Origin of the sequence: Brevibacillus daliensis (assembly GCF_021245735.1) — a bacterium.
Classification (GTDB): Bacteria; Bacillota; Bacilli; order Brevibacillales; family Brevibacillaceae; genus Brevibacillus_B; species Brevibacillus_B daliensis.
Genome location: NZ_JAJISB010000012.1, coordinates 109,331 through 135,837 on the forward strand (window position 1 = coordinate 109,331; position 26,507 = coordinate 135,837).

Annotated in this window: 29 protein-coding genes; 22 read left to right on the forward strand and 7 right to left on the reverse strand. The window is 40.5% G+C overall.

Annotation, left to right across the window (positions count from 1 at the left end; translation table 11 throughout):
* The first annotated feature begins 49 nt into the window (after positions 1-49).
* Entirely contained in the window at positions 50-664 is a 615-nt protein-coding gene (locus tag LM917_RS11910; protein WP_232697734.1) for an immunity protein Imm33 domain-containing protein, read from the forward strand.
* Positions 665-895: 231 nt separating this feature from the next.
* Here the strand turns inward: LM917_RS11910 and deoD are convergent, their stop codons facing one another.
* Positions 896-1,606 carry a purine-nucleoside phosphorylase gene (deoD, locus tag LM917_RS11915; RefSeq protein ID WP_232697735.1) on the reverse strand — a complete coding sequence of 237 codons (711 nt, stop codon included), beginning with the start codon at positions 1,604-1,606 and terminating at the stop codon, positions 896-898.
* Positions 1,607-1,787: 181 nt separating this feature from the next.
* Positions 1,788-2,498, reverse strand: coding sequence for a Crp/Fnr family transcriptional regulator (locus LM917_RS11920; protein ID WP_232697736.1), 711 nt, complete (start codon positions 2,496-2,498; stop codon positions 1,788-1,790).
* Positions 2,499-2,600: 102 nt separating this feature from the next.
* Between LM917_RS11920 and deoB the strand changes: the two genes are divergently transcribed.
* From deoB to LM917_RS11940, 4 genes are all read left to right on the forward strand, one after another.
* A complete protein-coding gene (gene deoB, locus LM917_RS11925; protein ID WP_232697737.1) occupies positions 2,601-3,791 on the forward strand; it encodes a phosphopentomutase in 1,191 nt (396 codons plus the stop codon).
* A 300-nt stretch (positions 3,792-4,091) separates the two neighbouring features.
* Positions 4,092-5,351 carry an NCS2 family permease gene (locus LM917_RS11930; RefSeq protein WP_232697825.1) on the forward strand — a complete coding sequence of 420 codons (1,260 nt, stop codon included), beginning with the start codon at positions 4,092-4,094 and terminating at the stop codon, positions 5,349-5,351.
* A gap of 327 nt (positions 5,352-5,678) precedes the next feature.
* On the forward strand, positions 5,679-6,026 hold the full coding sequence (locus LM917_RS11935) for a hypothetical protein (RefSeq protein WP_232697738.1): 348 nt from the start codon (positions 5,679-5,681) through the stop codon (positions 6,024-6,026).
* Positions 6,027-6,170: 144 nt separating this feature from the next.
* Positions 6,171-6,734: a YdcF family protein gene (locus LM917_RS11940; protein WP_232697739.1), complete on the forward strand. Its 564-nt coding sequence runs from the start codon at positions 6,171-6,173 to the stop codon at positions 6,732-6,734.
* 71 nt (positions 6,735-6,805) lie between these two features.
* Here the strand turns inward: LM917_RS11940 and LM917_RS11945 are convergent, their stop codons facing one another.
* A complete protein-coding gene (locus tag LM917_RS11945; protein WP_232697740.1) occupies positions 6,806-7,408 on the reverse strand; it encodes a DJ-1/PfpI family protein in 603 nt (200 codons plus the stop codon).
* Positions 7,409-7,747: 339 nt separating this feature from the next.
* On the opposite strand from LM917_RS11945, the gene LM917_RS11950 reads away from it, so the two are divergent.
* The 8 genes from LM917_RS11950 to LM917_RS11985 all read left to right on the forward strand — a co-directional run bounded on the left by LM917_RS11950 (position 7,748) and on the right by LM917_RS11985 (position 13,654).
* Positions 7,748-7,963, forward strand: coding sequence for a hypothetical protein (locus LM917_RS11950; RefSeq protein ID WP_232697741.1), 216 nt, complete (start codon positions 7,748-7,750; stop codon positions 7,961-7,963).
* A 63-nt stretch (positions 7,964-8,026) separates the two neighbouring features.
* Entirely contained in the window at positions 8,027-8,416 is a 390-nt protein-coding gene (locus LM917_RS11955) for a GntR family transcriptional regulator (protein ID WP_232697742.1), read from the forward strand.
* Positions 8,409-9,290: an ABC transporter ATP-binding protein gene (locus LM917_RS11960; protein WP_232697743.1), complete on the forward strand. Its 882-nt coding sequence runs from the start codon at positions 8,409-8,411 to the stop codon at positions 9,288-9,290. The genes LM917_RS11955 and LM917_RS11960 overlap by 8 nt, the downstream gene beginning before the upstream one ends.
* Positions 9,283-10,278, forward strand: coding sequence for an ABC transporter permease (locus tag LM917_RS11965; protein ID WP_232697744.1), 996 nt, complete (start codon positions 9,283-9,285; stop codon positions 10,276-10,278). The genes LM917_RS11960 and LM917_RS11965 overlap by 8 nt, the downstream gene beginning before the upstream one ends.
* Before the next feature lie 163 nt (positions 10,279-10,441).
* Positions 10,442-11,593, forward strand: coding sequence for a winged helix-turn-helix domain-containing protein (locus tag LM917_RS11970; RefSeq protein ID WP_232697745.1), 1,152 nt, complete (start codon positions 10,442-10,444; stop codon positions 11,591-11,593).
* A gap of 26 nt (positions 11,594-11,619) precedes the next feature.
* The gene (locus tag LM917_RS11975) at positions 11,620-11,790 is read left to right on the forward strand and encodes a winged helix-turn-helix domain-containing protein (RefSeq protein WP_232697746.1); all 171 of its coding nucleotides are present in this window, start codon (positions 11,620-11,622) and stop codon (positions 11,788-11,790) included.
* On the forward strand, positions 11,750-12,028 hold the full coding sequence (locus tag LM917_RS11980; RefSeq protein WP_232697747.1) for a hypothetical protein: 279 nt from the start codon (positions 11,750-11,752) through the stop codon (positions 12,026-12,028). Before LM917_RS11975 ends, LM917_RS11980 begins: the two co-directional genes overlap by 41 nt.
* Before the next feature lie 276 nt (positions 12,029-12,304).
* Complete coding sequence (locus tag LM917_RS11985) at positions 12,305-13,654, forward strand: MFS transporter (protein ID WP_232697748.1); 1,350 nt, start codon at positions 12,305-12,307, stop codon at positions 13,652-13,654.
* A gap of 642 nt (positions 13,655-14,296) precedes the next feature.
* On the opposite strand, the gene LM917_RS11990 is transcribed toward LM917_RS11985, so the two are convergent.
* Complete coding sequence (locus LM917_RS11990; RefSeq protein ID WP_232697749.1) at positions 14,297-16,021, reverse strand: sigma-54 interaction domain-containing protein; 1,725 nt, start codon at positions 16,019-16,021, stop codon at positions 14,297-14,299.
* A 199-nt stretch (positions 16,022-16,220) separates the two neighbouring features.
* Between LM917_RS11990 and LM917_RS11995 the strand changes: the two genes are divergently transcribed.
* The gene (locus LM917_RS11995) at positions 16,221-17,141 is read left to right on the forward strand and encodes a proline dehydrogenase family protein (protein WP_232697750.1); all 921 of its coding nucleotides are present in this window, start codon (positions 16,221-16,223) and stop codon (positions 17,139-17,141) included.
* A 212-nt stretch (positions 17,142-17,353) separates the two neighbouring features.
* Here the strand turns inward: LM917_RS11995 and LM917_RS12000 are convergent, their stop codons facing one another.
* Positions 17,354-18,592 (reverse strand): MFS transporter, encoded by a 1,239-nt coding sequence (locus LM917_RS12000; protein ID WP_232697751.1) that lies wholly within the window; start codon positions 18,590-18,592, stop codon positions 17,354-17,356.
* A 223-nt stretch (positions 18,593-18,815) separates the two neighbouring features.
* Between LM917_RS12000 and LM917_RS12005 the strand changes: the two genes are divergently transcribed.
* Positions 18,816-19,019: a hypothetical protein gene (locus tag LM917_RS12005; protein WP_232697752.1), complete on the forward strand. Its 204-nt coding sequence runs from the start codon at positions 18,816-18,818 to the stop codon at positions 19,017-19,019.
* A gap of 588 nt (positions 19,020-19,607) precedes the next feature.
* The gene (locus tag LM917_RS12010; RefSeq protein ID WP_232697753.1) at positions 19,608-20,570 is read left to right on the forward strand and encodes a DNA-3-methyladenine glycosylase family protein; all 963 of its coding nucleotides are present in this window, start codon (positions 19,608-19,610) and stop codon (positions 20,568-20,570) included.
* A gap of 30 nt (positions 20,571-20,600) precedes the next feature.
* Here LM917_RS12010 and LM917_RS12015 read toward each other — a convergent pair whose 3' ends face one another.
* Positions 20,601-21,524 carry a DMT family transporter gene (locus LM917_RS12015; protein WP_232697754.1) on the reverse strand — a complete coding sequence of 308 codons (924 nt, stop codon included), beginning with the start codon at positions 21,522-21,524 and terminating at the stop codon, positions 20,601-20,603.
* A gap of 149 nt (positions 21,525-21,673) precedes the next feature.
* On the reverse strand, positions 21,674-22,180 hold the full coding sequence (locus LM917_RS12020) for a GNAT family N-acetyltransferase (RefSeq protein ID WP_232697755.1): 507 nt from the start codon (positions 22,178-22,180) through the stop codon (positions 21,674-21,676).
* 137 nt (positions 22,181-22,317) lie between these two features.
* Here LM917_RS12020 and LM917_RS12025 point away from each other — a divergent pair, with 137 nt between their 5' ends.
* The 6 genes from LM917_RS12025 (at position 22,318) to LM917_RS12050 (ending at position 26,505) form a co-directional block, all read left to right on the forward strand.
* Positions 22,318-22,737 (forward strand): acyl-CoA thioesterase, encoded by a 420-nt coding sequence (locus LM917_RS12025; protein ID WP_232697756.1) that lies wholly within the window; start codon positions 22,318-22,320, stop codon positions 22,735-22,737.
* 53 nt (positions 22,738-22,790) lie between these two features.
* Positions 22,791-24,164 (forward strand): MDR family MFS transporter, encoded by a 1,374-nt coding sequence (locus LM917_RS12030; RefSeq protein ID WP_232697757.1) that lies wholly within the window; start codon positions 22,791-22,793, stop codon positions 24,162-24,164.
* Positions 24,165-24,289: 125 nt separating this feature from the next.
* Positions 24,290-24,916, forward strand: coding sequence for a fumarylacetoacetate hydrolase family protein (locus tag LM917_RS12035; protein WP_232697826.1), 627 nt, complete (start codon positions 24,290-24,292; stop codon positions 24,914-24,916).
* A 191-nt stretch (positions 24,917-25,107) separates the two neighbouring features.
* Complete coding sequence (locus tag LM917_RS12040) at positions 25,108-25,389, forward strand: hypothetical protein (RefSeq protein WP_232697758.1); 282 nt, start codon at positions 25,108-25,110, stop codon at positions 25,387-25,389.
* A 29-nt stretch (positions 25,390-25,418) separates the two neighbouring features.
* Complete coding sequence (locus LM917_RS12045) at positions 25,419-26,039, forward strand: RNA polymerase sigma factor (protein ID WP_232697759.1); 621 nt, start codon at positions 25,419-25,421, stop codon at positions 26,037-26,039.
* Positions 26,023-26,505, forward strand: a complete 483-nt coding sequence (locus LM917_RS12050; RefSeq protein ID WP_232697760.1) for a zf-HC2 domain-containing protein — start codon at positions 26,023-26,025, stop codon at positions 26,503-26,505. Before LM917_RS12045 ends, LM917_RS12050 begins: the two co-directional genes overlap by 17 nt.
* The last annotated feature ends 2 nt before the right edge of the window (positions 26,506-26,507 follow it).

A 26,507-nucleotide genomic window follows, 5' to 3' on the forward strand; every position in this document is an offset into this window, starting at 1 on the left:
CATATATAAAACCTGACCAGAACATCATATACCAGAAAGGACCAATTCAATGATTCAACAATCTAAACAGATCAGAAATAGGCTTTTCAAAGTATCATGTAAGGAATATTTATCCAAGCAAGCTGAATCTTTGCTAGATTTAGTTGAAGAGATCGATAAAGAAGAGGGACCAATTAAAGATGGAGCGAACATCCAATTTGGGTGGATAATCCTGACTGTATGTGAACGAGAAAGTGACTGGGTAATCGTAGCCCCTGATTTTACGAACAATCCTTTTATCGATAAGACTGAGGATATTACGATCTCTCTTAATGTACTGGTGGGACAAACCTACAATCTAAATAAGATGCAGGTTGAAGGGGAAGCGACGTTATTCCATGATAAGATTGTTGTTGCTAAAGGGGTTTTTGACATGGAGCATGTTTATCTGGAGCGCTCACAGAAGAGCGGCGATGGAGACTCGGGATGGTATGTTGGTCCAGTTGAAAAGCCAGATGGTGAAATAGAATTAGAATCGTATTATGTTTATCAATTATTAGCATTGCGACCGTCATTACTACAGGCCCTTGCGCTTCCAACAGGGTATATGGTTGTATTTGACGGGAAGGAAATTGAAGTTGTATTAGACCCGTATGATGTGAATGTGTGGTCGTTTGAGAAATGATGTCATACACGCCAACTCTTGATGACAGAGTACTGGATATTACTTTCTGGAGAATGGAGAGTTTGAGAGTGTATACCACTTACTAAACGAATAACGATACAAAAAAGTAAGCATCCTGCCCCACCTTCAAAAGAAGTGGTGAAGCAAGATGCTCTTCTTATTTCTCATGAGCAAACTTATCTAGAGCTGATTATGGTTAGATGGCCTATCAGATCTCGAATGTTGCCGAAATTATTTCGTTACCGTTTCAAGTGCCATAATAATCATGTCATTAAAGGTAGTCTGTCTTTCCTGTGCAGTAGTCTGTTCACCAGTCAGGATATGGTCACTAACAGTTAACAGAGATAGAGCACGGACACCGAATTTAGCTGCCAAGTAATATAAACCAGCTGTTTCCATCTCTACTGCGAACAAGCCATGTTCGCCCATGCGGATAAACATATCCTTGTGATGCTTGTCAGAATAGAAGATGTCAGAAGACAAAACATTACCTACACGTAGATTAAGTCCTTTCTCCACACCGATTTCATAAGCATCCTTCATCAGTTCAAAATTCCCAATTTGCGGAAAATCATATCCATAGAAATCGTTACGAATCATAGAAGAGTTTGTAGCTGCTGCCTGAGCAACAATCACGTCACGAATTTTGACATCCTGCTGAATGGCTCCACATGTACCGATTCTGATCAGGTTTTTAACGCCATAATCATTAATTAATTCGTGAATATAAATGGATGCAGATGGCATTCCCATACCGGTACCTTGAACAGAGACGCGTTTACCTTTATAAGTTCCTGTGTATCCTGACATACCGCGAACATTATTGTAACATACGGCATCCTCTAGGAATGTCTCCGCAATATATTTTGCACGCAAAGGATCCCCCGGTAGTAAGATTGACTCTGCAATTTCGCCTACTTTAGCTTCGATATGAATACTCATGTGTATATCCTCCATTCGCTTTTTGAAAACGTTTACACAAAGAGCATATCATAGACGTTAATTTCACTTCTGTTAAAAGAACAACTATATTTTTGTGAAACAGTTAACAAAATTACAGTGAAGGGGGTAACTGAAAGAAAACGCTTTCAATTGTTATATTTAGTGTGTGATAGGAGAGCTGCTACATATCATACCATCTGCGTAGCTCTGGAATTTCTTCCGTATCATCACAAAGAGTTTCCAGGCGCTCTATATCTAACAGATAGATTTGTTTTTGCTTTACGTCAATTAATCCTTCCGATTGGAAGTCGCTCATTGTTTTAGAAATCGACTCTCTAGTCACACCAACCATAGAGGCAAACAAGGATTGATTGATTTTAAAGTTAATGATAGTAGCGTTTTCGTCACCGAAATTACAGTACAAATCCATTATTAAATTGGCCGTCTTGGTACGTACGTCGCAAAATGTCATATACCGAATCATTCTATTAAGTAACCGAGATCGATTTGCTAAGGTTTTGTAAGCTTTTCGAATAACGGATGGGTATTCATTCACGATAAAAAGAAAATCTTTTTTGGTTAATAACCATGCCTTGATTGGTTCAAGAACTTCAATGGTGGCAACTCGATGTTCGCCATCTGAGAGCATCTCAATTTCACCAATAATATCGCCAGCTAAGGCTAATCCGAGAGTTACTTCCTTACCATCATGGATGCGATAAATTTTCACCATTCCTGAGCGAAGGATATAAATTTCCTCACAAGGATCATTTTCAAACATGAGGATATGGTTCTTTTTAAAGACACGTTCTTTAAAAAGGGGAGCTATTTTCTTCAAATCATCTTCGGGAATATCAGAAAAGACGGGTACTCGCGCTAGATCATTAATCATGGGACAAGTCCTTTCTAAGGATGGATTCCTAATAAATTCGTATTGTATCACAAATGTAACAATTAAAAAAATAAATTTAATTATTAATTAGGAGGCATTGAAATGAATTTCAAACGGATCAGTCTTGTTGTACTCGACAGTGTTGGGATAGGTGAATTGCCAGATGCGCCTGCTTTTGGTGATAAAGGATGTCATACCTTAGGGCATATCTGTGATGAGGTTCCAGGCATCGAGCTCCCACATCTTACTGAACTGGGATTAGGAAATATTGCGCCATTATCTGCTATTCCTGCTGTAGACAAGCCAATAGCCAGTGTAGGAAAGATGGCTGAGGTATCTGTTGGTAAAGATACGATGACAGGACATTGGGAAATGATGGGACTTAAAGTTGATGTTCCGTTCCAGGTATATCCGAACGGTTTCCCGCAAGAGCTGATTGAAAAATTCGAGCAAGCAACCGGACGCAAAGTTCTTGGGAACAAAACAGCCTCAGGAACTGGAATCCTGGACGAGTTCGGCGAGGAACAAATGCGCACAGGTGCCTGGATCGTCTACACTTCCGCAGATAGTGTGTTCCAATTAGCGGCACATGAAGAGATTATTCCACTGGAAGAATTGTACCGTGCTTGTGAAATTGCTCGCGAGTTAACGCTGAATGATCCTTATGTAGTAGGACGCATTATCGCTAGACCTTATGTCGGTGAGCCTGGAGATTTTAGACGCACTCCGAACCGTCATGACTACGCGTTGGAACCAATTGGAGAAACAGCACTTACCAGCTTGAAGAAAGCAAACTACGATGTAATCTCGGTAGGTAAAATCAATGACATTTTCACAGGTCAAGGGATTACGGAATCACATCCAACCAAGAGCAATCTGGATGGCATCGAAAAAACCATTTCATTGATGCAAAAAGATTTCCAAGGCTTACTCTTTACCAATCTAGTGGATTTTGACTCTTTATACGGCCATCGCCGCGACCCAGAAGGATATGCAGCATGTCTAGAAGAGTTTGATCAATATATCCCAGAACTTCTTAAACGTACTGGTGATGAAGACTTGCTCATCATCACAGCAGATCACGGTAATGATCCTACCCATTCAGGTACAGATCATACCCGCGAATATGTACCTGTTTTAGTCTATAACCCTGTACTAGCTGCGAATACACAACCAATTGGCACAAGAGCTACATTTGCTGATATTGCTGCAACGATTGCAGATAACTTCGGGGTAGAAAAACCAGCCATTGGCGAGAGTTTTCTGGGCGTTTTACAAAAAATCAATCCATAAGTCACAACCATCACAATCGTATTTTTCTCTCTGATTCATGATGTTGTATGTTCTAACCTTATTCGTGCTGATCAGTGCTGTTGGTAAGGCACGAGTACCAAAAGTATGGGTGAACCTTACGATTTAGGGAAAAGATAAAAAATATATTTGAGTAGATGATTGTCATTCGTTACAATCAATAAGGCTGGAAGTCATCAAGACCTCCAGCCTTTTACTTACCAATACTACGAAATCATTCCCTTTTTTACATTCAGCGATGAGGTGTTTCCCTTGAATACTCTATTTCAAAAATTGTTTTACATGAGTGATCAAAAAACGAATGTCCGCACTGAACTTTTGGCTGGTGTAACCGCATTTATTACTGTAGCCTATATTATTGTCGTTAACGGAGCAATTTTACATACTGTCGGAATGCCGTTTGAGGCGGCAATCATCGCAACGGTGATCTGTTCCTTCCTCGGTTGTATGCTCATGGCTTTTTGGGCCAATTCCCCAATCATTATTATACCGGGAATGGGAGATAATGCTTTTTTCGTCTATACACTGGTTCTTTCCCTTGGGCTTTCATGGCAACAAGCTCTTGCGGCTGTTTTTATCGCAGGGGTAGTATTTATGCTCACCACAGTAACAAAGGGAGCAGAATTTTTAACGAAGGCAATTCCAACTTCAATGATTCATGCAATGACAGCAGGTATTGGATTTTTCATCGCTTTTCTAGGGTTGAAGAATGGTGGAGTGATTGTAGCGAATGAGTCTACTTTTGTACAGCTAGCAAGTATCACTGATCCATATGCCCTGACGACTTTACTCACGTTACTCTTGGTATTGGTACTGTTCTTACGTAATGTAAAAGGGAATTTTCTGATTGGTATTATCGCTGGTACCTTAATTGGTGCAGTGCTTGGTATTGTAGATTTCTCCAGTTTGAAGGATTTTAGCTTATCTTTCGGTGGTTATTCAGAGCTATTCCTAGCTTTTGATTTTAGCGCTATCAATACTCTTAATTTCTGGACGGCAGTATTCTCTCTATCTATCGTCATTATTTTTCAAAACATGGGTGCCCAATTGGGTATGCTTCCAGACAAATCGAAGTTCAAAAAGTCGTTTCAGGCGAATGCATTCTCCGTCATTTCCGCAGGGATTTTTGGCTGTAGTCCTACGACGACAGCAGCAGAGACAGCAACTGGTGTCGCGGCGGGAGGAAGAACAGGGTTAACTTCTTTTACAGCAGGGATCTTGTTTATTCCAGCACTTTTCGTAATCCCCTTGTTAAAAATCATTCCAAGCAGTGCTATTGCACCTGTCTTAATTATTGTTGGATGTTTGATGATCCAGTCGATCAAAGAAATACCTCTTCAGGATTTTACAGAAGCTTTTCCTGCATATCTGATGTTTGCGATCATGCCGTTGTCCTTTAGTGTGGCAAACGGGATTGCTTTTGGATTTATCGCCTATCCACTTGTGAAATTAATTACAGGACGTCGTAAAGAGGTTTCGGTAACGATGTATGTAATTGCGCTTGTCTTCCTGCTGTATTTTATCTTGGGGTCGATATTATAAACGGATTGAAGAATATCAAGTGTGAATGAAAAATTAACCTTTTTATTTGTGAGAAATCTAGTCTTATCATCTACTAGGAAGAAAAGGTAGCCATGTTTAATAACGGGTTACCTTTTCTTTTTTTCGTTAGTAACGCTCTATACATACTAGCAGGAGGAAAATGATTGAATAACCATAAGGAAAGCAGCGTAATGATATGAGTGTAAGATATTTACAATAACAATTACTTGGACTAATCTATATATAAGAGGGAGAAAGTGAATGCTTCTGGGTTTTTGACAAATAAATGGATGCTCCGAAACCAGAATAAGGCGAGGGGGAAAATAGATGAACAATTTTATGAGAGGAATAGCAAGAAGATTAGCTCAATTGAAGAAACCTTTCTACGTTGGTTGTATAATCAATTTGATTATTGGAGCAATCGGGTTATTTAAACAGGATATAAATATGTATGTGTTATACTCTTTGATTACGACGTTTGTTTTTACGCTTATTTCAACATTGATAGGATTAACTATGGTAACGAATACAGGTGATGGAACAACGTATTATCATAATAATAATCAGCTTGATGAGACAGATAAACAAAGTAGATTCACATGGGTCCTCTCTTCAGCTGTAGTAGCAATGCCCAATTTACTTGGTGGAGTGTTGTTGGGGTATGTGCTGGTATAAGGATTGAATCCGAATAAAGCACATATAGGAGCCCGAGATCCATATCAGATGCGGCAAGCAACATGCTTCCTGTACAAACTCCTGCTACAATGGTGCTATTTGCGTGCATATTTTAATCAGCCGCGGTAAAAAGGAGTGATTTCTATGAAAAAAATAACGATAAAAGTAATCTACGTTATGGTTACTTGGTTTGTGTTACATGTTCTAATCACATCCCTTGATGGTTTTATAGATGAAAAACAGCAGGTGGATCTTGCTGTTATCTTAGGCAATAAGATTGAAAATGATGGAAGACCATCAGATAGATTAAGGTATCGATTAGAAAAAGCAGTAGATCTTTATAAAGAAGGCTATTTTACATACGTACTTGTTAGTGGCGGAGTTGGTAAAGAAGGTTATGACGAAGCACAAACAATGAAACAATACTTAGTTCAAAAAGGTATACCTAGTGACAAGATAATAACGGATAGCATGGGATTAAATACAATTATGACTGCACAGAACACTAAGAAAATTATGGATGGCATGGAAGCCAAATCTGTCATGGTGATAACTCAGTTTTATCATATTAGCAGGACTAAGTTAGCCTTTTACAAGTCGGGATTCGAAGATGTTTATTCAGCTCACGCAGATTATTTTGAAGTAAGAGATTTCTATTCGCTTTTCAGGGAGTTTTTTGCTTACTATAAGTATCTACTTTTTGAGTGATAATACCTTGAAGTCTCGTATTCCAGTGAAATTTCTCTACTTGGAATAAAAGGTAGAGTCACAAACTTGATTTAACCTCTCCACACGACTCCTCGTCTTTCATACTCCATACGATATTCCACAGCAGCAGCTATGTTTGACCCAGCAAAACGTTCAACAATCCATAGCCCGAGATCCACACCAGATGTAACTCCTCTAGCGGTAATGACATCCCCGCTATCTACAATTCGATAACCGAGGACCTCTGCCTCATATGTTTTCATTTCATCTTTGGCTAAGTGGTGCATTGTGGCTTTTTTACCTTTCATAATACCGGAGGCGGCAAGCAACATGCTTCCTGTACAAACACCTGCTACAATGGTGCCATTTGCGTGCATATTTTGAATCAGCTGCGGTAATTCTCCACGCTCCGCTTCTTTTCTAGCCCCCAGCTCAGCCTTATGATTCCAGCCACCACCAGGAATGATTAATAAATCAGGTCGATTATCTATTCGCAAGTAGTCATCAATGTTTACCTTAACACCATAGGAAGTGGTCACTTCATTTTTTTGTTGACTTGCGACCAAGTTTATTTGAAAATCCGCTCCAATTTCTACAGCTCTTTTCAATACTTCGTAGGGAGCAAAAGCGACTAGCTCACCGAAACCATCAAAAAGTACGATTTGTATTTTCATGGCGAAACGTCCTTTCCCACTGTTCTAAAAAAGCCTAATTCTTTCGTTTGAAACTCCTGTGAAAAAAGGTCGGAACCTTCTTTTACTATCTAATGATTTTGAATAGTAGTCAAATAAAAAAGTAATGGTTACTCTTGACTTTCTGTTTAACACCCTTTAATGTATATAGTGTACTACATCAAGTGGTACACGTAATACACGTAATACACATTTTAGATAATTACGCTTTGGAAAGAAGAGATATGATGACGAAAAGCTCTTTAAAGTATGTACTTATTCTCGTATTTCTGTTTGTAATCTCTATTTTTTTCTATGTGTGGAACAAAGATAGCTATTGTTTTGGAAAAAGAGCGGGCTGGAGAAGTTTCGGAAGTTCAATACTATGTTAATTCCATCCAGAACTCGCCTGATATAAAAGGATTTAAACGTTTTACAATCTCTGAAGAAAAACTAAATGAGGAAAAAAATCCATATATCCTTGTTGGTCTAGATGGAATAACTGACCCAATTGTTGTTAAAACCACAGATGGAACAATACTTGAAGAGATTAAGTAAACCTAAGCATAACTCATATTGAGAACAATTAAACATTAGCACAGGTAAAGGTGGCTGAAGCACATGATCGTGATAAACGAGAGAAGTCCCTCACCGATTTATGAGCAGATCATTCAACAGATTAAAGAGTTGATTCTGCGAGGTGTTTTACTGGAGGGTGAAAAGCTACCTTCCGTTAGGGAAATGTCTGGACTGATTGTGGTGAATCCCAACACAGTCAGTAAGGCATATCAGGAATTGGAACGTCAAGGCGTTATTGAAACATTACGGGGAAAAGGAACCTTCGTTGCCAAACAACAATCACCGAGAATGGAGAAGGAACGCATGCAAAAATTTCGAGAAGCATTAAAGCAGGTCGCCATTGAAGCTACTTATCTTGGAATAGATAGTGCACAGCTTCAAAAGTGGTTGGAAGAGTACATGATGGAACTAAGAGGTGGAACCGATGCTTAATGTAAAACAGATAACCAAGATGATAGATAATCGCATGATCTTGGATAAGGTTAGCTTCCAAGTATCAGCAGGAGTCATTGTGGGTCTTGTAGGGCGCAATGGTACAGGGAAAACGACTTTACTTCGCACGATCATGGGGATTCTTGATCCTGAGGGCGGTACTATAGAATTTGAAGGAAAATCTGTTCACAATTTTCCAGAGACGAAGCAACAAATGTTATATGTACCAGATTCTCCGGAAGCGATACATATGTACACACCAGATGAGTGTGCTAGGCTGTATCAGGCCATTTATCCAAAATTTGATCACAATAATTATGAGACACTGATGGAACGTTTTGAACTTCCGCGCAGGAAGAAGATTCGGACGTTCTCCAAAGGGATGAAAGCACTCGTGTCACTGATTCTGGCTTTCTCCACCAGAGTATCGCTCATATTGCTGGATGAACCGACCAATGGCATTGATCCTATTGTGAAAAAGCAAGTACTCAGCATGATTGTAGAAGAATCGGCAGAACGACAAGTCAGCTTTATTATTTCCACGCACCAGCTGGAAGAATTAGAGCGCATCGCTGACCAAATTATTATGATGAAAAACGGGGGAGTTGAAGTACAAACCTCCATTATGGATACAGAAGAAAGGTTTGCCAAGGTACAGGTTGTCTTCAGTGGTGAAGCACCACAAGAGTTATTGAATTTGCCTCGTATCTATCTCTTAGGTCAGGTTGGGCGTGTGTACACGTTACTGATTGAGGATGAGACTGACAAGACACTTAATGAGATTAAAGAAGTGAAACCACTCCTTTTGGAAAAACTGCCTGTTGATCTGGAAGACTTGTTTATTATGAAACTAGGTGGTGGCAAACATGTTTAATAAAGCATTATGGATAAAAGAATGGAAGCAGAACGGCTTATTATGGTTGATGCCTATCCTGGCGTTTTTCGGAGTGACAAGTACCAGATTAAGTTATGTAATGGATTCAGAAAACTCGAAGCTCATGAACTTGAAAATGTTTCAGGAACAGGGTGCAGATTCATTTTATTTAGCTACTAACAATACGTACGGAACGATTATTATGCTTGTTGTTTTTCTGTGCTGGCTTGGGGTTAACCAAATTGGGGCTGAACGTAAAAATCTGATGAATGATTTTACTTTTTCTCTACCTTATAAAAGATGGGAAATATACCTAAATAAATTTACAGTGGGATTCGTAACTCTAGCTGCAAGTTTAGTGATCGCAACAATAATCGATATGGCAATCGTACTTTTTTCTCCGTTTGGTATGTTTTTCTCACCATCGATTCATATTTATGAAGCAGTGGTTTGCCTATCTATATTGACTGCTTTTTACAGCTCTCTCTTATTGGTGGGTACTATGACAGGCGGATCTTCCATGCAGTTGTTACTCACGATTATCTTTAACCTGTTTCCGGTTTTATTTGCCGGATTAGTGCTTTATTTCGTTGAGGTTAACTTTGGGGCAGAGAACTTTCTTCCAAACATGGATTTCGGAAATATGTTTATGATGTTATATTCTACTCCATTTTTAATGTATCTCGGTCACATATACCCAGAATTCTCTGTGATACCAGTAATTTTATATTCCGTGGTGTGTTTAGGCTTAGGAACGTTCCTGTATAATCGGAGCAAGCTGGAGAACAATGGCAAGATGCTACTTTTCGCTAAATTAGAAACAATCTTTCATTTTGGGGTAACCATCTGCTTCGCTCTTCTAGGAGGAATGTTTGCAGTGGTTGTATCTGAGGAAACAATTTTACATTATTACATCGGATTTATTATTTTTGGACTACTAGCATTCTTTGGATTCAATTATATAAAAAAAGTCCGTTTTAAAGGCTAATTCATCTTGACGGATAGTAGAGAAACCTTGGGAGATACATGCTCTCAAGGTTTTTTGGTATTTCGTGTTATCGATTAATATAAAAGAATTATTTGACAAGTCGAAGGTATACCAGACAAGATGAAGAGAGAATTTATCTTACTCATTGAAAGAAGGGGGAAGCATGCTTTTTCATGACAATGAATACATTATCGAACTATCTGGTGGAAAGGTACAGCTTCTTCCCAAGGAATACGCCCTATTGCGCTTTTTATATCAGCATGCGGGGCAGATTTTTACACGAGAAGAGCTTCTTAATCAGGTCTGGCGGATGGAAGAGCCAGTCGATCGGACCGTGGATGATCATATCTATCGCTTGCGGAAAAAGCTGACACCTTACTCCAATTCTTTATCCATTGAAACGATAAGAGGAAGGGGATACCGCCTGCAAAAATATAGTCAGCAGGAGGAAACCTCGGCTGTCATACAAGAACCCCTACTTACGAAAAAAACAAGGGAGCTAATTGAGACCTATCACTATCTAGGGATGGGTGATCAAATGGTGGCGTTCACTGAACAAATGCAAAAGCTGGGTGTACCGATTAGAGGCTATTATAGCTGGATGCAGCATGTTGTAAAAGGGGATATATCTCGAGTTGTAGGAAATAACGTAATTCCGTTCTGGGAGCGTGCATTTACATTTTTTTCAGCTCATTTTTTGATTACGGATGATTATATGAAGTCGTTTACTCTCGCCCATATCTTACTCGATAGCAAGAAAATGCCACCGTCTCATGCTAAAGAACTGGAGGTTAATCTGGTGACACTGAATATGCTGGTGGATAGGCAAGAGGAAGCAGAAATCCAGTTATCGAAGCTATGGGGATGGGTACGTCACTCACAAGAGGAAAATGGCTGGTTGATATTCATTATTCAAATGGTTGAAATAGGGCTAGCCATCATGAAAAAGGATGTACACCGTGCAGAAAAAAGCTTGATGGAGGCTAAAGATTTACTCATTACTTTTCCAGGACTTCGTGAAAGAGGATCTTGGTATATAATGTGGGCACTTTATTTAAGTCTTAGTAAAAAACAAGACGAAGCCGTGCTTGCTTGGAAAAAAGGAGCCGCTTGTTTGGAAGAATCTTGTTTTGTACCAGCTATTTTTTCAGGATTAACGATGAGCCGGCAGATCTGTCTTGGCGATCCAGATTTTGCTTTTCTTATTCCAATCATAGAGCAGAAATGGGAAGAACAATGTGAAAAGTATAAAGTGGAGGAATGGAGGGCAGCAATCAAGGTAGAGTTACAGGCTAATTTGAAGGAGTATGTATAGGTTTACGACGGAAAAGAAGGTGAAGAATGCTTTTTCTTGACGACGAATACACACTTGAGTTGCCAGTGGGAAATGTTCAGTTTCTACCCAAAGAATACGCCCTCTTGCACTTCTTATATCAGCACCGAGGACGATGCTTTACCCGAGAGGAGCTACTTGATCGTATATGGCAGATGGAAGAACCAGTTGGTTCGTGAGTCCGATACGAATATCTATCTGATCTTTATCATTCAACTGGAAGAAATCATTCTTAGTTTACATAACAAGGATACCATACGGGCTCGGAATTCCTTGAGAGAAGCGAAGGATATGCTACTAAGCTTTCCAGGGCTACGTGAAAAAGGGCTTTTGTCTTTACTGGAGGCCTTTTATCTTGCACTTATGAATCAAAAGGAAGAGGCTTTATCTACCTGGGAAATGGGAGTAACTACTTAAGGGAGTCAGGGTTTGTCCCTGCCCTTATTTCTGGAATAGGCACCAGTCGTGAAATAAGTTCCCTTCATCCCAAATATCAATTTTTAATGCCAAAAGTGGAACAAATGTGGGGCGAGCTAACCCGAAAATATAAAACAGATGTATTACAGGAAGCGATTGACGCAGATTTTCGTACCAATCTAGGCGAAATATTTTAGGGAGTTCTGTTCTTCCTCTGATATTCTTCTGACATTCAAACTGTACACTTATAAAAAAAGAGTAACGGAGTGAATAAAGATGAATGTAGCCGTGGAACCTCAGTCAAAAGTTGAAAGCTTATGGAAAAACAGAATCTATACAAAGCTCCTGTCCTCTTATGCCATATCATCCTTCGGTAACTGGTTTGATTATATAGCCCTGATTGCCATCATTACATTTCAATGGAAAGCAACACCGATGCTTATCGCACTACTAACGGTCTGCTATGCCATTCCTAGTATCTTGTTTAGCCAATTAGCTGGTGTATTGGCAGACAGGGTTGATAAGCGCAAATTGATGATCATTTGTACGTTTTTTCGAGCCATTCTTACATTTTGTCTACTCTTAGCGTCCAATGTTTATATCTTATACGGACTCATTCTCATTCGCTCAACACTGGACGTATTTAATCTCCCTGCCGAGCAAAGTTTGACGAGACAGGTTGTAGCGGATGAACAGTTACTTAAAGCAACCAGTCTCAACACAATGGTTATGCATATGTCAAAAATTATTGGCCCACTTCTAGGGGCAGCTATTCTAGCGATTAGCTCCAGTGTCTTATGCCTGATTGTAAACGGCTTCTCTCTGCTCCTTTCCTGCTTGATTTTAATCAGCATCGGCTCCATAAAAAAACAACATAAGGCTAATCCACAGGAAATAGAAATGGATACGACTGATCAGGCAAAAGGAAATTCAGGTACATCGAAACAGGAATCTGAAAGTCTCATGACCTCATGGAAAGCAGGCTGGGCAGTCGTGCTAGGCAATAAAACCTTACTTGTCAGTCTTATCTTTATGCTGATTGCTGCAATGGCTATCCAGTTCGTTGATTCTCAGATGTCTGTCTTAATCCGAGAAATTAATCCAAATAAACCAGAGTGGTTAGGCTGGGGAATTGCTTTGTTTGGACTAGGAGCTGTCAGTATGATTGGTGTGTTAAATCGTCTATCGGGGATAAAAAGATATGGTCTGGCAATGGGGGGAAGTGCTTTTTTGATAGGGGTTAGCTTTTTAGCCTTGGGAAGTATTGCAAAAGGGGTTTCATTTTGGTTGGTTATTATTCCGTGTCTCATTGGTGGTGCAGGAAGTGGGTTATGGTCGGTCATGTCCAACTACTTATTTATGAACGAAGCACCGAAAGATGCGATAGGTCGTGTAATGGGAATCGTTCAGTCAATGGGTAGCGCAGTTTGGTTGATAGCACCGCTCATTGGTGGGGGAGTGGTTACAATGGTTGGTCCACATGTTGCCTTTCAATTAAGTGGTATTCTTGTCATTGTTCTTGGACTATCGGCAATCATATTTCAGAGCTGGTTGTGGCCACAACGACCTGAGGATGCAGGGAACCCAGATAAGAAAATGGATGAGGTAAAATCAGTCATGGGTTGATTGTCTTATTATGACTACTGTAGTGGGCTGGCAGAAGAAGCACATTTTTTGACAGACAGGAATTTATAAAAATTCCTGTCTGCATAAGTGCAACTAAGGCTTTACCTGCACTAGAGGCTTGGTAAAGCCAAGTTTTCTAATTTGCAAACTCGTTAAGGTCCAGCAGGGGAGCTATGACAGTCCGCTACACAACAAAGAGTGCGGAAAGTGCAAAAGTTGCGATGCTACGCAGTGTCTCAAGGGTTGCACTTTTTAATCCGCACTCTTTATTGTGTAGCTAGGTAGGACCTTAACTACTTCTGGACAAAAAATGTGCTTCTTCTGCAAAGGGCTGCAGTGGAAAGAAAAGACTTAAACAAAACCTACAACATGAAAAACCAGCTTCTCTTTTCACACAGAGCGTCTTGGCGAAGCCCGACCCAGCGTAGCACTATTTATCGGGATTAAGAAGCGAAACCCAGCAAGTCTTACAGTGAAAACTTCGTTTTGAAGCTTCCTAGGGTGAATAGTGCGGAGCGGACAGTCAATCCCCATATAGGGCGAAGACTCTAGCGAGAGTGTGAAAAGAGAAGCTGGTTTTCTCCACTACAGTAGGATGAAGACGATCTTTTAAAAAAACGTTTATTAATTACAGATTATTCGTTATTCCTCTGTAATACCGTACTTTTTCATTTTGTTATACAGTGTACCTCGTGATATTCCCAAGAGAGTAGCAGCTGCTTTTTTGTTACCATAGGTGCGATGAAGAGCAGCTATTACCTGTTGTTTTTCATTTTCATGATAGGAGTGTCCCACACGTGTTCCCCAGGTGAAAGAAGGCTTTTCTAGTGGTAGTTCTCCCGAGGGAAAATCAAGTAATGGAAGTTCATGGCTAGGTTGGATAACCGATTGAGATTTGCTGGAACGAAATGGCGCTGGCAAATGCTCACTCGTAATCATTCCGTTCTCCTGCAATATAGATAGTCGCTCCATCACGTTACGTAGCTGCCTGATGTTACCTGGCCATGGAAATGTGATCAATGCTTGCATTACATCAGGTGCCAGAAGAGGAATAGGGTGATCATGGGAGAGTGAGTATTCCTGCAGGAAAATTTGAATGAGTTCAGGAAGATCCTCCGAGCGTTCCCGTAACGATGGTATTTCTAACGAAAAAACATTCAAACGATAAAAAAGATCTTCGCGAAAACGCCCTTCTTCCACCAGTTGTTCCAGATTTTTATTCGTAGCGGCAATAATTCTCGTGTTAATCGTAATAGGCGCCGTTCCACCCACCCGATAATATTGCCGTTCTTGCAGGGCACGTAACAGCTTTACTTGTAATTCCAGCGGCAATTCTCCGATTTCATCAAGAAAAAGTGTACCTTCATGAGCCAGCTCCATTTTTCCTGGCTTACCTTTCTTATCTGCCCCGGTAAATGCACCGCCCTGATATCCAAAAAGTTCACTTTCAAACAAAGCAACAGGAATAGCACCGCAATTAATAGCTATAAAAGGTTTATCTGCACGCTTACTCGCCTGATGAATGGCTTGAGCAAACAGCTCTTTACCCACACCGCTCTCACCAGTGATCAAGACGGTGGCATCTGTTGTTGCTACTTTTTTTGCGCTTATAATTACTTGCTGTAGGACGGAAGAATGACCTTTCACCTGATAAAAAGGATCAGAGGTAGCCTGATATCGAGTCATCTCTTGTTGTAAATTGTGAAGATGAGCAGTGGTATGTGTCAGTTCTTCATGTAATTTGACCAACTCCGTAATATCTTGTTCAATGGATAGTCCACCGATGATTTCATCCCCCTGACGAATGGGGGCAGAGTTAATCAAGACATGCTGATTAGGTCTTGGAATATGATAGAGTCGTTGTACGGCTGAACCTTCCGACAAGGCGACCTTTACACGGAGCGATTCACTAGCAAAATGATTATCTAACGGTGTTCCTACCATCTGTTCTTTTGGAATTTGATAAAGCGTCTCTGCTGCCTTATTCCAATACATAACATGGTTCTCTGAATTAACAATTGTAGTAGCCTCGCTCATCGTGGCTAGAAGGGTGCTAAGCAATGCCTCCTGATTGCGAGCTGCTTCCCCAATTGCTTTTATAAAAAGCGGATAAGTGAGTTGTCCTGCTGGCTGCTGATTCTTGTCAACGATAATAAACGCTGGTACTGTAATGGATTCTGCGATCGTGTCTAGCCTAGTCATCCATTGTATATAAGTGAAATAAGCTTCTTCCAATGTGGAATCTAGTGGAAGGAACAAGGTATGTTCGTCTTGGATGTAGCTACTTAGATAGGGAGAATGGTTATCAGTAGGTAGCGGGCACATGAAGGAAGCTATTTTTGTTTGCAAGGAAAAAACGGTTTTCATTCCATCACCTCATTTACCTGTTGATCAAAAGTGTACAATATTATGAACATGATTGCACATAAATGTCAGAATAAACTGCACATTACGATAGTTTTATCCTTATATTGCACGATTAGCAGGACTTGGCACGGTAGTTGCAGTTTATATCCTGATATAAATAGAAACATGCAAGGGTACTAGCATGAAGGAGGCAATCATCATGGAACAACTTCTTAAAAATTTTTTCTTGTTCCTTTCCAAAAATCAAAGTTTAAATAAAGCGGCGAAGAAGTGGGGCTTACGATTTGGGGCGAGTCGTGTGGTATCAGGGGAAACTATTGCAGAAGCGATTACCAAGGTACGTGAGCTGAACCAAAAAGGACTGGTATGTACACTGGATCATTTGGGCGAATTTGTATTTAGTGTTGAGGAGGCAAATGAGTCAGCAGACTACTGTATTAAAACCATTGAGGCTGTTCACGAATCTAAAGTAGACTGCAATCTTTCTTTGAAGATGACCCAGCTCGGCTTAGATATTAGTAGAGACTTATGTGTAAGTAACATGCGCCGTGTCCTAGATGCTGCCAAGAGATGCGACAATCTGTTTGTGCGAATTGATATGGAGGATTATGCTCATAATCAGGTGACCATGGAGGTTTTGGATGAATTGTTATTGGATTACGATAATGTGGGTACTGTTATTCAGGCATATTTGTTCAAGGCAGAGCAGGATATTAAGGACTTGAAGGATAGTGGAGTTAACCTGCGTCTAGTAAAAGGAGCTTATAAGGAGTCGCCAGAGGTAGCATTCCCCGCAAAAGCGGATGTAGATGAAAATTATAAAAAGATTATCAAGCTTCATTTACAGAATGGGAACTACGCAGCAGTTGCCACCCACGATGACACAATGATCAATTATGTAAAACAGCTGGAAAAAGAATTTAATCTTCCACGGACACAATTTGAATTCCAGATGCTGTATGGAATTCGTACACAATCACAGATAGATTTGGCGAAGGAAGGGTATAAAATGCGCGTTTATGTTCCATACGGTAACGACTGGTATGGCTATTTCATGCGCCGTTTAGCAGAACGTCCAGCTAATGTGAGTTTTGTAATTAAAGGTATGTTTAGTAGGTGATCTCATCTATCCCGAGCATGGTAAAAGCAATAAACGAACTACTAAAAAGGTTTCATTCTGTAAAGGATGGTCTTTTTCTGAAAAATGTAATCAAGGGAAGGAATAGAAGTGCCCCTGGATTTCATGTATCAGTGAAAGAAAATCTCTTTGAGAATGAAACCTTTCTACTTAATAAGAATAGGTCTGGCTAGTTTAAAGCGAGCTTGCTTGTTTCACAAGCTTTCATGACTTTCCACTGATTTGATCTTCCTGCTACTCATTACATATCCCATTACTGTAATAACAAGCAAGATCCCACTTGCCAGAATAAATAAAGTGGTGACAGGTAGCTTACTAGCAAAGAGAACGCCCATCATACTGGAAGTCAGGCTAAAAATCGTTCCGATCATCTGGTTCATGGAGAATATTTTACCTGTGTTTCCGATACTTGACTGAGTCTGAATGGCTGTAATGGTGGGAATCCCAGTAAGTGGACCACTTAAGCCTGCAATAGCAGCTCCTATATTAACTAACATGCTGGAATCATGGAACATACCCATGACCAAAAACCCCAAGCCACATAGCATCCAGCCAGTTGTTATTAGTCGCAAATGATTGTGGTACCGGAAGCGAATCATAAACAGACTGCTCAGTAGGTTGCCTACACCATAAAAGCCAAAGAGGATTCCAAGGCGGCCTGGGTCACCTTCTCCAGTTTGACTAGCAAGTACGGGGAAACCCACACTCCAGATAACTTGCCAGGAAATGAAGCCAATATTACAAAAAATCAGTATGTACAATAGCGTTTTTTTATTCAGCAATTCATGGATGGTTTCTCGCCACTGAGAAGTGGGAGAGACAGCTGGGACAGTATCTGATACAGCTTGTTTGTTCGGTAAGGATGAGCGTAACATAAAGACACAAACCGCTGAGAAAACATAGCAGAAAGCATTCATAAAGAATAAATAGCCGATCGGCATCAGATTAGCCAATATTCCAATCGACATGGGGGCTATGATCCGAATTGTTCGGAAGGTAGTGTCAAGTATAGCATTTGCTTGACTCAAGTGTTCCGGTGCTACAATGGTTCGTAAGGCTACCGCTCGTGCTGGATAAAAAAGAGTCGAAAAGATCCCGATCAGAAACTGCATAGCTAGAAAGAAAGGGAACCATGTTAGATTAAACATAACGGCTACCCCTACGGTAGTTGCGATAGCTATGCGCGCAATATCTGATTGAAGCATCATTCGACCTGGATTATAGCGATCGGCGAGCATTCCGCCCCAGAGATAAAACATAAATCCTGCAATCATTTCAGGCATTCCAATCATACTGAGTGCAGCGGGGGATTGTGTAGAAGACAACAAATACCATAATAAGGCGATACTATATAACTGGTCACCAATATTGGAAGTGATTTGTGCCGTCCACAGCAAGTAAAAAGGTTTATGACGTAGTGGCGCACTGTTCAAGGCACTCGCTTCCTCTCAAACATTTTTGATCGATATATAATTTTTATTTTCTGAAAATCATATGTTCATAGATTATAGCAGAGATTTCTGAAAAGACAATTATACATATTTGTGAAAATTTCGTGCTGTTTGGTTCAAAAGTTTTTTCATGCAGGAAAAATGGGGTATGTATGTAGTATAATTCATTAATATAAAATTATATGGTGTTAGGAGAGAAACAGCTATGGAGCTAACTGGTCAACGTTTGTTCGTTTTATGGAGAACTTTTTCCCAGCTTGATTTTTTGCGACAAATTCGTGGACGTGACATTCCTGATCACTCCATCAATGAACTTATAACTAAGGTAAAAACGCTTGATGAAGTTCAAACGTTGCCAATTGACACCGAACAGCTTAGAGAAACGGTGATTCAATTACGGAAAAAGTAACAGGGATGCATTCGTGCATCCCTTCTTTATACCTTTGTAGTGTGCAGAAGAAGCACATTTTTCGTCTGCGAACTCGTTAAGGTCCCGCAAGGAAGCGTAGACTGTCCGTTACACAGTGAAGAGTGCGGAAAGTGCAAAAGGTAGAGATTGCTACGCAGTAACTCACGGGTTGCACTTTTTAGTCCGCACTCTTCGCTGTGTAGCTAAGTAGGACCTTAAATAGTTCTGGACAAAAAATGTACTTCTTCTGCAAAAGGTTGCAGTGGAAATTAAAAGATAATAACAAAACCAACAACAAGAAAAACCAGCTTCTCTTTTCACACGGAGCGACTTGGCGAAGCCCGACCCAGCGGAGCACTATTCATCGGGAAAAAGAAGCGAAACCCAGCAAGTCTTACAGTGAATACATCGTTTTGAGCTTCCCCGATGAATAATGAGGAGCGGACAGTCTAACCCCTTGCGGGGCGAAGACTTTTAGCGACGAGTGAAAAGAGAAGCTGGTTTTCTCCACTATGGTAGGTAGAAAACGATCTCTTAAAAGCGGTATGATTATGAAAATAAATTATTAGTGTGAGAGGATGAACATGCTTGCTACTAGCAACAATCCCCCTGTTACCTCCTTATTGCTTTGACAGATTAGTTAACCGCTTAGCTACTCATCCAGATCCGCAGGCATCCCTGATCATTGCAGAAAAAAAGATGTATCGTCTCTTCCGATTACAGGGACAACCTGTGTTAATTGAGCTCTTATTTTGTGGAGACATAGAAGACCCTTTCATTCAGTTATACTGTGAAGATACGATTTCAGAACAGCAAAAGGAAGAACTATTTGCCATTGTGCGTCATATGTTTAGTGCAGATGTTGATTTGCGTGACTTTTACCAGCAAGTTACAGGTGATTCTCATTTGGCATTGCTTACCCGTTATTTTCGCGGGTTACGTTTCTTGTTAGATAGTGATCTTTTCTCCAGTATGGTACGCACGATCATTGGACAACAGGTTAATTTGGCATTTGCCTCCACGATGACTGAGAGATTGCTGGCTCTTGCAGGTGAGCAAGCAATGACGCCTGATGGAAAAACATTATGGGCGTTCCCAACACCGTCAGCCATAGCAAGGTTGGAAGTAGGTCAATTGCGTGAGATGCAATTCAGCCAACGAAAAGCAGAATATATCATAGATTTTGCTCGAGCAGTGGTAAATGAACAGATTGATCTGGAATCTATTAAAAAGATGACCGACGACGAGGTAGTAGCTTATTTGACTCCCTTACGAGGGATAGGCAGATGGAGCGTGGAATGCCTATTAATGTTTGGTCTAGGACGACCAGACCTGTTACCTGCTGCTGATATTGGACTCCGCAATGGAATTCAACTTGTGTATAACATCCCGGATAAGCTAAATGAAAAACAGATCCGTGATATAGGTGAAGCGTGGCAGCCTTGGCGCAGTTATGTTTCCCTCTACTTGTGGGAAGCTGTAGGGGCTGTTAAGAGAAAAGAGGAAAAATTTATCGATTTAATTACCAACAAAGAACGGCTGTTACCCTAAAGAGGGAATCAGCCGTTTTTAAGATCAATGTTATTCTGTACGATCTAAGGTGAGAACAGGTGGAGCATCTACTTTTTGATAAGTAGTAAGCGCCACTCCTAAAAAGATAATGAATGAACCAATTAAAAAGCTAAGATGCAGGTTTTCTCCTAGCAAGAGCCAGCCTAGTAAGGCACCTACAATGGGCTGTACAAAAAAGAAACCAGCTCCCTTACCAGCATGAACCAATTGAAATCCCTTATTCCACAGATAGAATGCTCCTGCTGTAGAAATAACGCCAATGTAGAGAATGCCAGCCCAGATATCTAAGCTAAAAGACCATGAGATTGGCGAAGTAGTCAGTTCCCAGATCATCAGCGGACTGCTGGATATCATTCCAAACAGTGCTACATAGGCAGTTATGGATAAGGAAGAATAGCTAGCAGACAGATGTTTGCAGAGTACGGTGTATAATCCCCAGCTAACCGCAGCAATGAGTAGGATCAAATTGCCTGTTATTGCCTCGGGTTGAAGGGATTCATGAGGAAGCCCAATTATCAACAGAACGCCCAGTGTGGCAAGAAGAATCCCGCCGACCTGAAGAACCGTAAGTCGTTCCTTCAAGAGCCAGAATGCAAAAAGCAGGATAAAGGCAGGTGAGGCAGAAGTAATAACGGCACCCATATGAGCGGAGGATAAATTGGTTCCCACAAATTGAGCACCAATTGAGATGGTGACACCAACAATCCCCACAAGTATCAATAAGGGAATTTCTTTTTTTGGAATAAACTGACGTGTAACGATAACAGGAATGCCCAGAACGAGAAAGGCAATCCCGAATCGAATGACTAGTAAAGTAAAAGGCGGTACTACATCCAGTACAACTTTACTGACAACATATAGTCCACCCCAAATAGCAGCAGCCAAAGACAGATAAACAGCACCTAGCCATTGATTAGATTGAATAGATTTCATTGCAGAACCTCCCGGATTGTCTATAGTAGAACAGCCGGGAAACAATTAGTACCAAAAACAGGTTGTTCCCCGGTAATTATGAGAACAATACGGTTTCAGGTACATCACACTCATAGCGAACGTGTTGCATGGATTTATGCCTCCTTTACTTATAAAAATTTTGCCATACACATAACAGGCTGTGTCTGTGTACCAACGTCAGCCGTTACTTGTCTATATTGTTCAAATCCAAGTTGACTCCAAAATGAGAAGGCTTTTTCATTTGAAAGGATTACACCAATATGCAGCGTTTCTTTTCCAAGTGAACGGAAATACTCTTCTATCATTAAGAACGCCTTCTTTCCATACCCGTGGCGCTGATGATCTGAGTCTATCATTAATAGACCAATCCAGCTTTTGTGGTCATTCGGGTTCTCTAGCAAAATGTGAGAAATACCAATCAGCTGATCTTGATGGCGTATGGCGAGCCAATGTCCTGTAGGAAGCTTGCTCATTTTTTCATATTCGTGTGTGAGATCGTGTAAAGTAAGGGAAGGATCACCGTTCGTCCATTCATTGTATGCGGGGTTACTATTGTAGATGTGCAGCGCTTTAGGCAGTTCATTTTCCTTTAGTGTATTAATCAGAAGTTCGTCAGTTTGCAATCGGATACTCATGTGTATGGTACACCTCCACTATAATAAATTGTGGTAAGATTAGGAAAGAATCTGATGATTTCATTATAGTGGAAAGCTTGATTTCGTACAGAATAAATTATTCTGATTTGATATGAAAATAAGGGAGGTTTATAAATATGATACATACTTTTGATTTTACGGTTCGAAGTACAGAAGTAGATATAATTGGCCATGTTAATAATGCGAAATACTTGGAATACATGGAATGGGCAAGGTTCAACTGGTTAATCGCTCAAGGGTTTACGATTGAAAAACTAAAGCAAAAAGGAATTTTTCCCGTTGTTGTTAACCTGAATGTTAACTATCGAAGTGAATTGGTAATGGGGGATCAGGTACAGATACACACCTCCCTCATTAACGTAGGGAAAAAGAGCTTTGTGGTAAAGCATGAACTTTTCCATGAGCAAAAAGGTTTAGTCGGAGATGGTCTTATCACAATGGTGATGATTGATGCGAAAGAACGAAGAGCAGTTGAGTTGCCTGAAGAGTTACGAGAATTATACTTTGCTCTTCAAAAGGACGAATTAGTTCCATAACCATCAACCATCAACCTATAGAAGTTTCAGTATACAAATAAAGGAGCCTAACAATGGAAAGTTCAAAACGTAATATTGTTTGGGCGCTGATGGTAACTACGTTTTTGACTGCTATCGATACGACAGTAATCACAACAGCTATGCCAGCAATCGCCAACGAACTGGGACAAACCGAGTTAATATCATGGGTTTTTTCCATCTACTTACTAACAACGGCTGTAACCACGCCTATTTATGGTAAATTATCTGATCTGTTTGGGCGTAAGAAAGTATTTTTATTCGGTAGTGTCCTCTTTTTATTAGGGTCCGTATTATGTGGCCTGTCCGGTTCAATGAAAGAACTCATGCTGTATCGTGGTATTCAAGGATTGGGCGCAGGAGCTGTTCAACCGATCAGTATGACGATTATCGGAGATTTATTTAACCAGGAGCAACGCGCCAAGCTGATGGGAGTATTTAGCGCAGTTTGGGGCGTTGCTGCCATTGTAGGACCAGTCATTGGTGGGTTTTTCGTTGATTTTGTTACCTGGCAATGGATTTTCTATATTAATGTCCCGATTGGGATTTTGGGAATTTACCTCATGTACAAGCATTTTCATGAAAATCTTGTACCCAAAAAAGCACGTATCGATTATTGGGGCGCTCTGTTTTTTACGGGTGCACTAGTTACTTTCTTGTATGTGTTGCTTGCAGAAGGAGAAGGTCAGGGAATCGTCATCAATGGACAAACCATTACTTTACTTGTAATCAGCCTGGTCTTGCTCGGTGTTTTCTTACTGGTGGAAAAGCGTACGCCAGAGCCCATGCTGCCACTTTCGCTATTTAAACGTCCGTTAATTGCTGTCTCCCAGATTATTTCCATTTTGCATGGTGCTTTGTTAATCGGGATATCCGTGTATATGCCTAACTGGTTAATCAATGTGGTTGGGTTATCGGCAACTGCTGCTGGATTAGTTGTATTACCGCTCTCTCTAGGGTGGCCAATTGCCGCCGCTATTGGTGGGAGATTAATGGGACGTTACAGTTATAAATGGATCGTGTTCGTTGGCGGGATATTCTTTATCATTGGCCAATTCTTGTTATCGTTCCTGACTCAACAAACGCCTATCTATTATATAGGTATCTTGATGTTTATTATGGGACTTGGATTTGGTCTTACCTTTACGGCTTTGACGGTAGCAGTTCAGGGCAGTGTGTCATGGAATCAGCGCGGTGTTGCTACCAGCTCAATCCAGTTTATGCGCACAATGGGACAAACCGTGGGTATTACTGTGTTTGGGGCGATCTTTAATATGTATCTATCACAAGGTCATCTAGAAACAGGACTCCTAACTGTGTTCCATTCTCTGTTAATTATTGCTGGATTGGGTCTATTCGTTACCCTGATCTTGCCAAGAAAACAGGAGGAAGTACTCGAAGGCCAGTAGAATCAGGATTTTCGGGTTTTCTCCCCAAAATAGACAACGTAGAGATGAAGGCAGAAATCGTACAAGCCTCGCCACCAGGTGAGGCAGATGAAAAAACAAATGGGACCACAGAGAGGGGAAGCAAGATGGAAGCCATTCGTAATGTCTATTGTGTAGGTCGTAACTACAAGCTGCATGCAGAGGAATTGGGGAATGCTGTACCAACATCGCCAATGATTTTTTCTAAACCGACTCACGCGCTTGTACTGGCAAATGGAGAAAATATTATGCTACCGGCCAATCAGGGTGAAATTCACTATGAGGCGGAGTTCGTGATTCGTATAGGAAGAGAGTACGAGCCAGGTCTAGGTACGGAAGACATGGTAGATGGCTTTGCCTTAGGTATTGACTTTACATTAAGAGATGTTCAAGACGGTTTGAAGAAAAAGGGACATCCTTGGTTAGTCTCCAAGGGATTTAAGAACAGTGCAATCATTACTGAATTTCAAGAATTCCCAGGTGACGAAGCGATCAAGGAAACCGATTTTACATTAGTGAAAAATGGCGTGGAAGTACAACGAGGGAATATAAAGGATGTTATCTTTGACCTACAAACCTTGATTACGTTCATTGGTGAGCAACTTGGTCTCGGGAAGGGTGATATTATTTATACGGGTACACCAGCAGGGGTAGGTCCGGTAGCTGATGGGGACCAGCTTCGTCTAACATGGGGAGAAAAAACATTAGGTGAGTGTCAAATTACAATGAAATAAGAATACTTGAGTAAAAGGCATAAAAGAGATTGTCTATGGTCGTGTAGATAACTTCTTTCTGTGCCTTTTTCTGTTCTAAGCGTAGCCGAATGATTTTGTTTGAGGATTTTCTGTTTGAACATGAACCATTTTCCTTTTGCCATCGACTATATTGATGAATGCAATCAAAAAAGAGATGGAGTGAACAGAGTATGACGGAAGTAAAAAATTCTTTTAACATGGACTTAGCGGAACTTGAGGGCTTACTTGATTTAGCGAATAGCAAGGTACCTTCGCTCATAACAAATCTTCTCAAAACCATCTATTCGGAAGAAGCAGGGGCCAACATTGGTAAAGCTGTTGGTGCGTTATACAAAGAATTGATCGCAGCGGGTATTTCACAGGAATTGGCTTCTAAAATGGCAAGTGATTACATGTTCTCCTTGAAGGATGTTACGAAAAATGTGGATGTAAAAAGTGAAACGAATGAATAGCATGTCGGTGCGAATGGAGTGAAGCGAAGATGGAATCTAAGCCGAAATCTAAGCCGAAAGATTATCCCAATAAGGATGTACATGTATACCATCTTCGCTTACTTACTCTAATCTCAAAGGGTGATCGAGAAGCCTTCGAGCTACTATATAATGAATTCCATGGCAGATTGTATATTTATCTGAAAAAACGTTATCAAGATGAGCACATCATCCATGATATTCTACAGGACATTTTTATCGCGATTTGGAGAGGGGCGTCTGGATATTCTGGAAAATCAAGTGTGGCTGCATGGATATTTAGTATTGCTCGAAATAAAGTAACTGACGTGATCAGGCTGAAATATAAGCGTAATGAAGAGATGAATGATGGCGGAGCAGCGATAGGGATGATGACTGATTCTATGAGTTCCACCGATTTTTCAGAAATCGTTTCTACACAACTGACTTTACAGAATGTAGTGAGCAAAATGCCGATAGATATGCAAGAACTTATATCGCTTGTTTTTGTCCATGGTTTTTCTTATAAGGAAGTATCAGAAATCATGGCGATTCCAGAAGGTACAGTAAAAAGTAGAATGTATTCTCTTAAAAAGTTTGTAAAAAAAGAAATAGAGATAGGAGGGGAATTAGGAGATGGCTATCCCATGTGAAGAGACTCAATGGATGCTACCGTGGTTAGTTAATGGAACGCTACAAGCTGAGGAAAAAGTGTCAGCTTATCATCATTTGGCGGAATGCGTCTCTTGCAGAGAAGAGTTAAAACTATTAGACCAATTTCAACAAGCAGTAACCATGAACGAAACGGAACAGCTGACCTTTGCAAAAGAGCACGGGAAGAATCTGCTACAGTCAATTATGAAACGTATAGACGATCTGGAGCAAGTAGGGGAAGAACTACCATGTGAACAAGAGGATAAAAATGTTTTACAACGGGAAAACCGCAACATGGGAGTATATCTTGGACCATATAAAATAATGAATACGTCTGTTTTAGGCGAAATAAATAATGCTTTTAGAAAAAAAGCAGCTAGAATGAATGACAACATAAAACCAGCAATCTCACAATTGGCAGATATGGCTAGCATAGTAAGAAAAATGATGAAGCTAGTAAGTTAGAA

Excerpts from the sequence above, each read along its gene's own strand:
- LM917_RS11945 (WP_232697740.1), bottom strand. The coding sequence starts at position 7,408 with ATGAAAATACAAATCGTACTTTTTGATGGTTTCGGTGAGCTAGTCGCT.
- LM917_RS11920 (WP_232697736.1), bottom strand. The coding sequence starts at position 2,498 with ATGATTAATGATCTAGCGCGAGTACCCGTCTTTTCTGATATTCCCGAA.
- LM917_RS11965 (WP_232697744.1), top strand. The coding sequence starts at position 9,283 with ATGTTTAATAAAGCATTATGGATAAAAGAATGGAAGCAGAACGGCTTA.
- LM917_RS12020 (WP_232697755.1), bottom strand. The coding sequence starts at position 22,180 with ATGAGTATCCGATTGCAAACTGACGAACTTCTGATTAATACACTAAAG.
- LM917_RS11955 (WP_232697742.1), top strand. The coding sequence starts at position 8,027 with ATGATCGTGATAAACGAGAGAAGTCCCTCACCGATTTATGAGCAGATC.
- LM917_RS12050 (WP_232697760.1), top strand. The coding sequence starts at position 26,023 with ATGGCTATCCCATGTGAAGAGACTCAATGGATGCTACCGTGGTTAGTT.
- LM917_RS12030 (WP_232697757.1), top strand. The coding sequence starts at position 22,791 with ATGGAAAGTTCAAAACGTAATATTGTTTGGGCGCTGATGGTAACTACG.
- LM917_RS12035 (WP_232697826.1), top strand. The coding sequence starts at position 24,290 with ATGGAAGCCATTCGTAATGTCTATTGTGTAGGTCGTAACTACAAGCTG.
- LM917_RS11935 (WP_232697738.1), top strand. The coding sequence starts at position 5,679 with ATGAACAATTTTATGAGAGGAATAGCAAGAAGATTAGCTCAATTGAAG.
- LM917_RS11930 (WP_232697825.1), top strand. The coding sequence starts at position 4,092 with ATGAGTGATCAAAAAACGAATGTCCGCACTGAACTTTTGGCTGGTGTA.
- LM917_RS11990 (WP_232697749.1), bottom strand. The coding sequence starts at position 16,021 with ATGAAAACCGTTTTTTCCTTGCAAACAAAAATAGCTTCCTTCATGTGC.
- LM917_RS11975 (WP_232697746.1), top strand. The coding sequence starts at position 11,620 with ATGCTTTTTCTTGACGACGAATACACACTTGAGTTGCCAGTGGGAAAT.
- LM917_RS12045 (WP_232697759.1), top strand. The coding sequence starts at position 25,419 with ATGGAATCTAAGCCGAAATCTAAGCCGAAAGATTATCCCAATAAGGAT.
- LM917_RS11910 (WP_232697734.1), top strand. The coding sequence starts at position 50 with ATGATTCAACAATCTAAACAGATCAGAAATAGGCTTTTCAAAGTATCA.
- LM917_RS12015 (WP_232697754.1), bottom strand. The coding sequence starts at position 21,524 with ATGAAATCTATTCAATCTAATCAATGGCTAGGTGCTGTTTATCTGTCT.
- LM917_RS12005 (WP_232697752.1), top strand. The coding sequence starts at position 18,816 with ATGGAGCTAACTGGTCAACGTTTGTTCGTTTTATGGAGAACTTTTTCC.
- LM917_RS11995 (WP_232697750.1), top strand. The coding sequence starts at position 16,221 with ATGGAACAACTTCTTAAAAATTTTTTCTTGTTCCTTTCCAAAAATCAA.
- LM917_RS11940 (WP_232697739.1), top strand. The coding sequence starts at position 6,171 with ATGAAAAAAATAACGATAAAAGTAATCTACGTTATGGTTACTTGGTTT.
- LM917_RS12025 (WP_232697756.1), top strand. The coding sequence starts at position 22,318 with ATGATACATACTTTTGATTTTACGGTTCGAAGTACAGAAGTAGATATA.
- LM917_RS11960 (WP_232697743.1), top strand. The coding sequence starts at position 8,409 with ATGCTTAATGTAAAACAGATAACCAAGATGATAGATAATCGCATGATC.
- deoB (WP_232697737.1), top strand. The coding sequence starts at position 2,601 with ATGAATTTCAAACGGATCAGTCTTGTTGTACTCGACAGTGTTGGGATA.
- LM917_RS12040 (WP_232697758.1), top strand. The coding sequence starts at position 25,108 with ATGACGGAAGTAAAAAATTCTTTTAACATGGACTTAGCGGAACTTGAG.
- LM917_RS11970 (WP_232697745.1), top strand. The coding sequence starts at position 10,442 with ATGCTTTTTCATGACAATGAATACATTATCGAACTATCTGGTGGAAAG.
- deoD (WP_232697735.1), bottom strand. The coding sequence starts at position 1,606 with ATGAGTATTCATATCGAAGCTAAAGTAGGCGAAATTGCAGAGTCAATC.
- LM917_RS11985 (WP_232697748.1), top strand. The coding sequence starts at position 12,305 with ATGAATGTAGCCGTGGAACCTCAGTCAAAAGTTGAAAGCTTATGGAAA.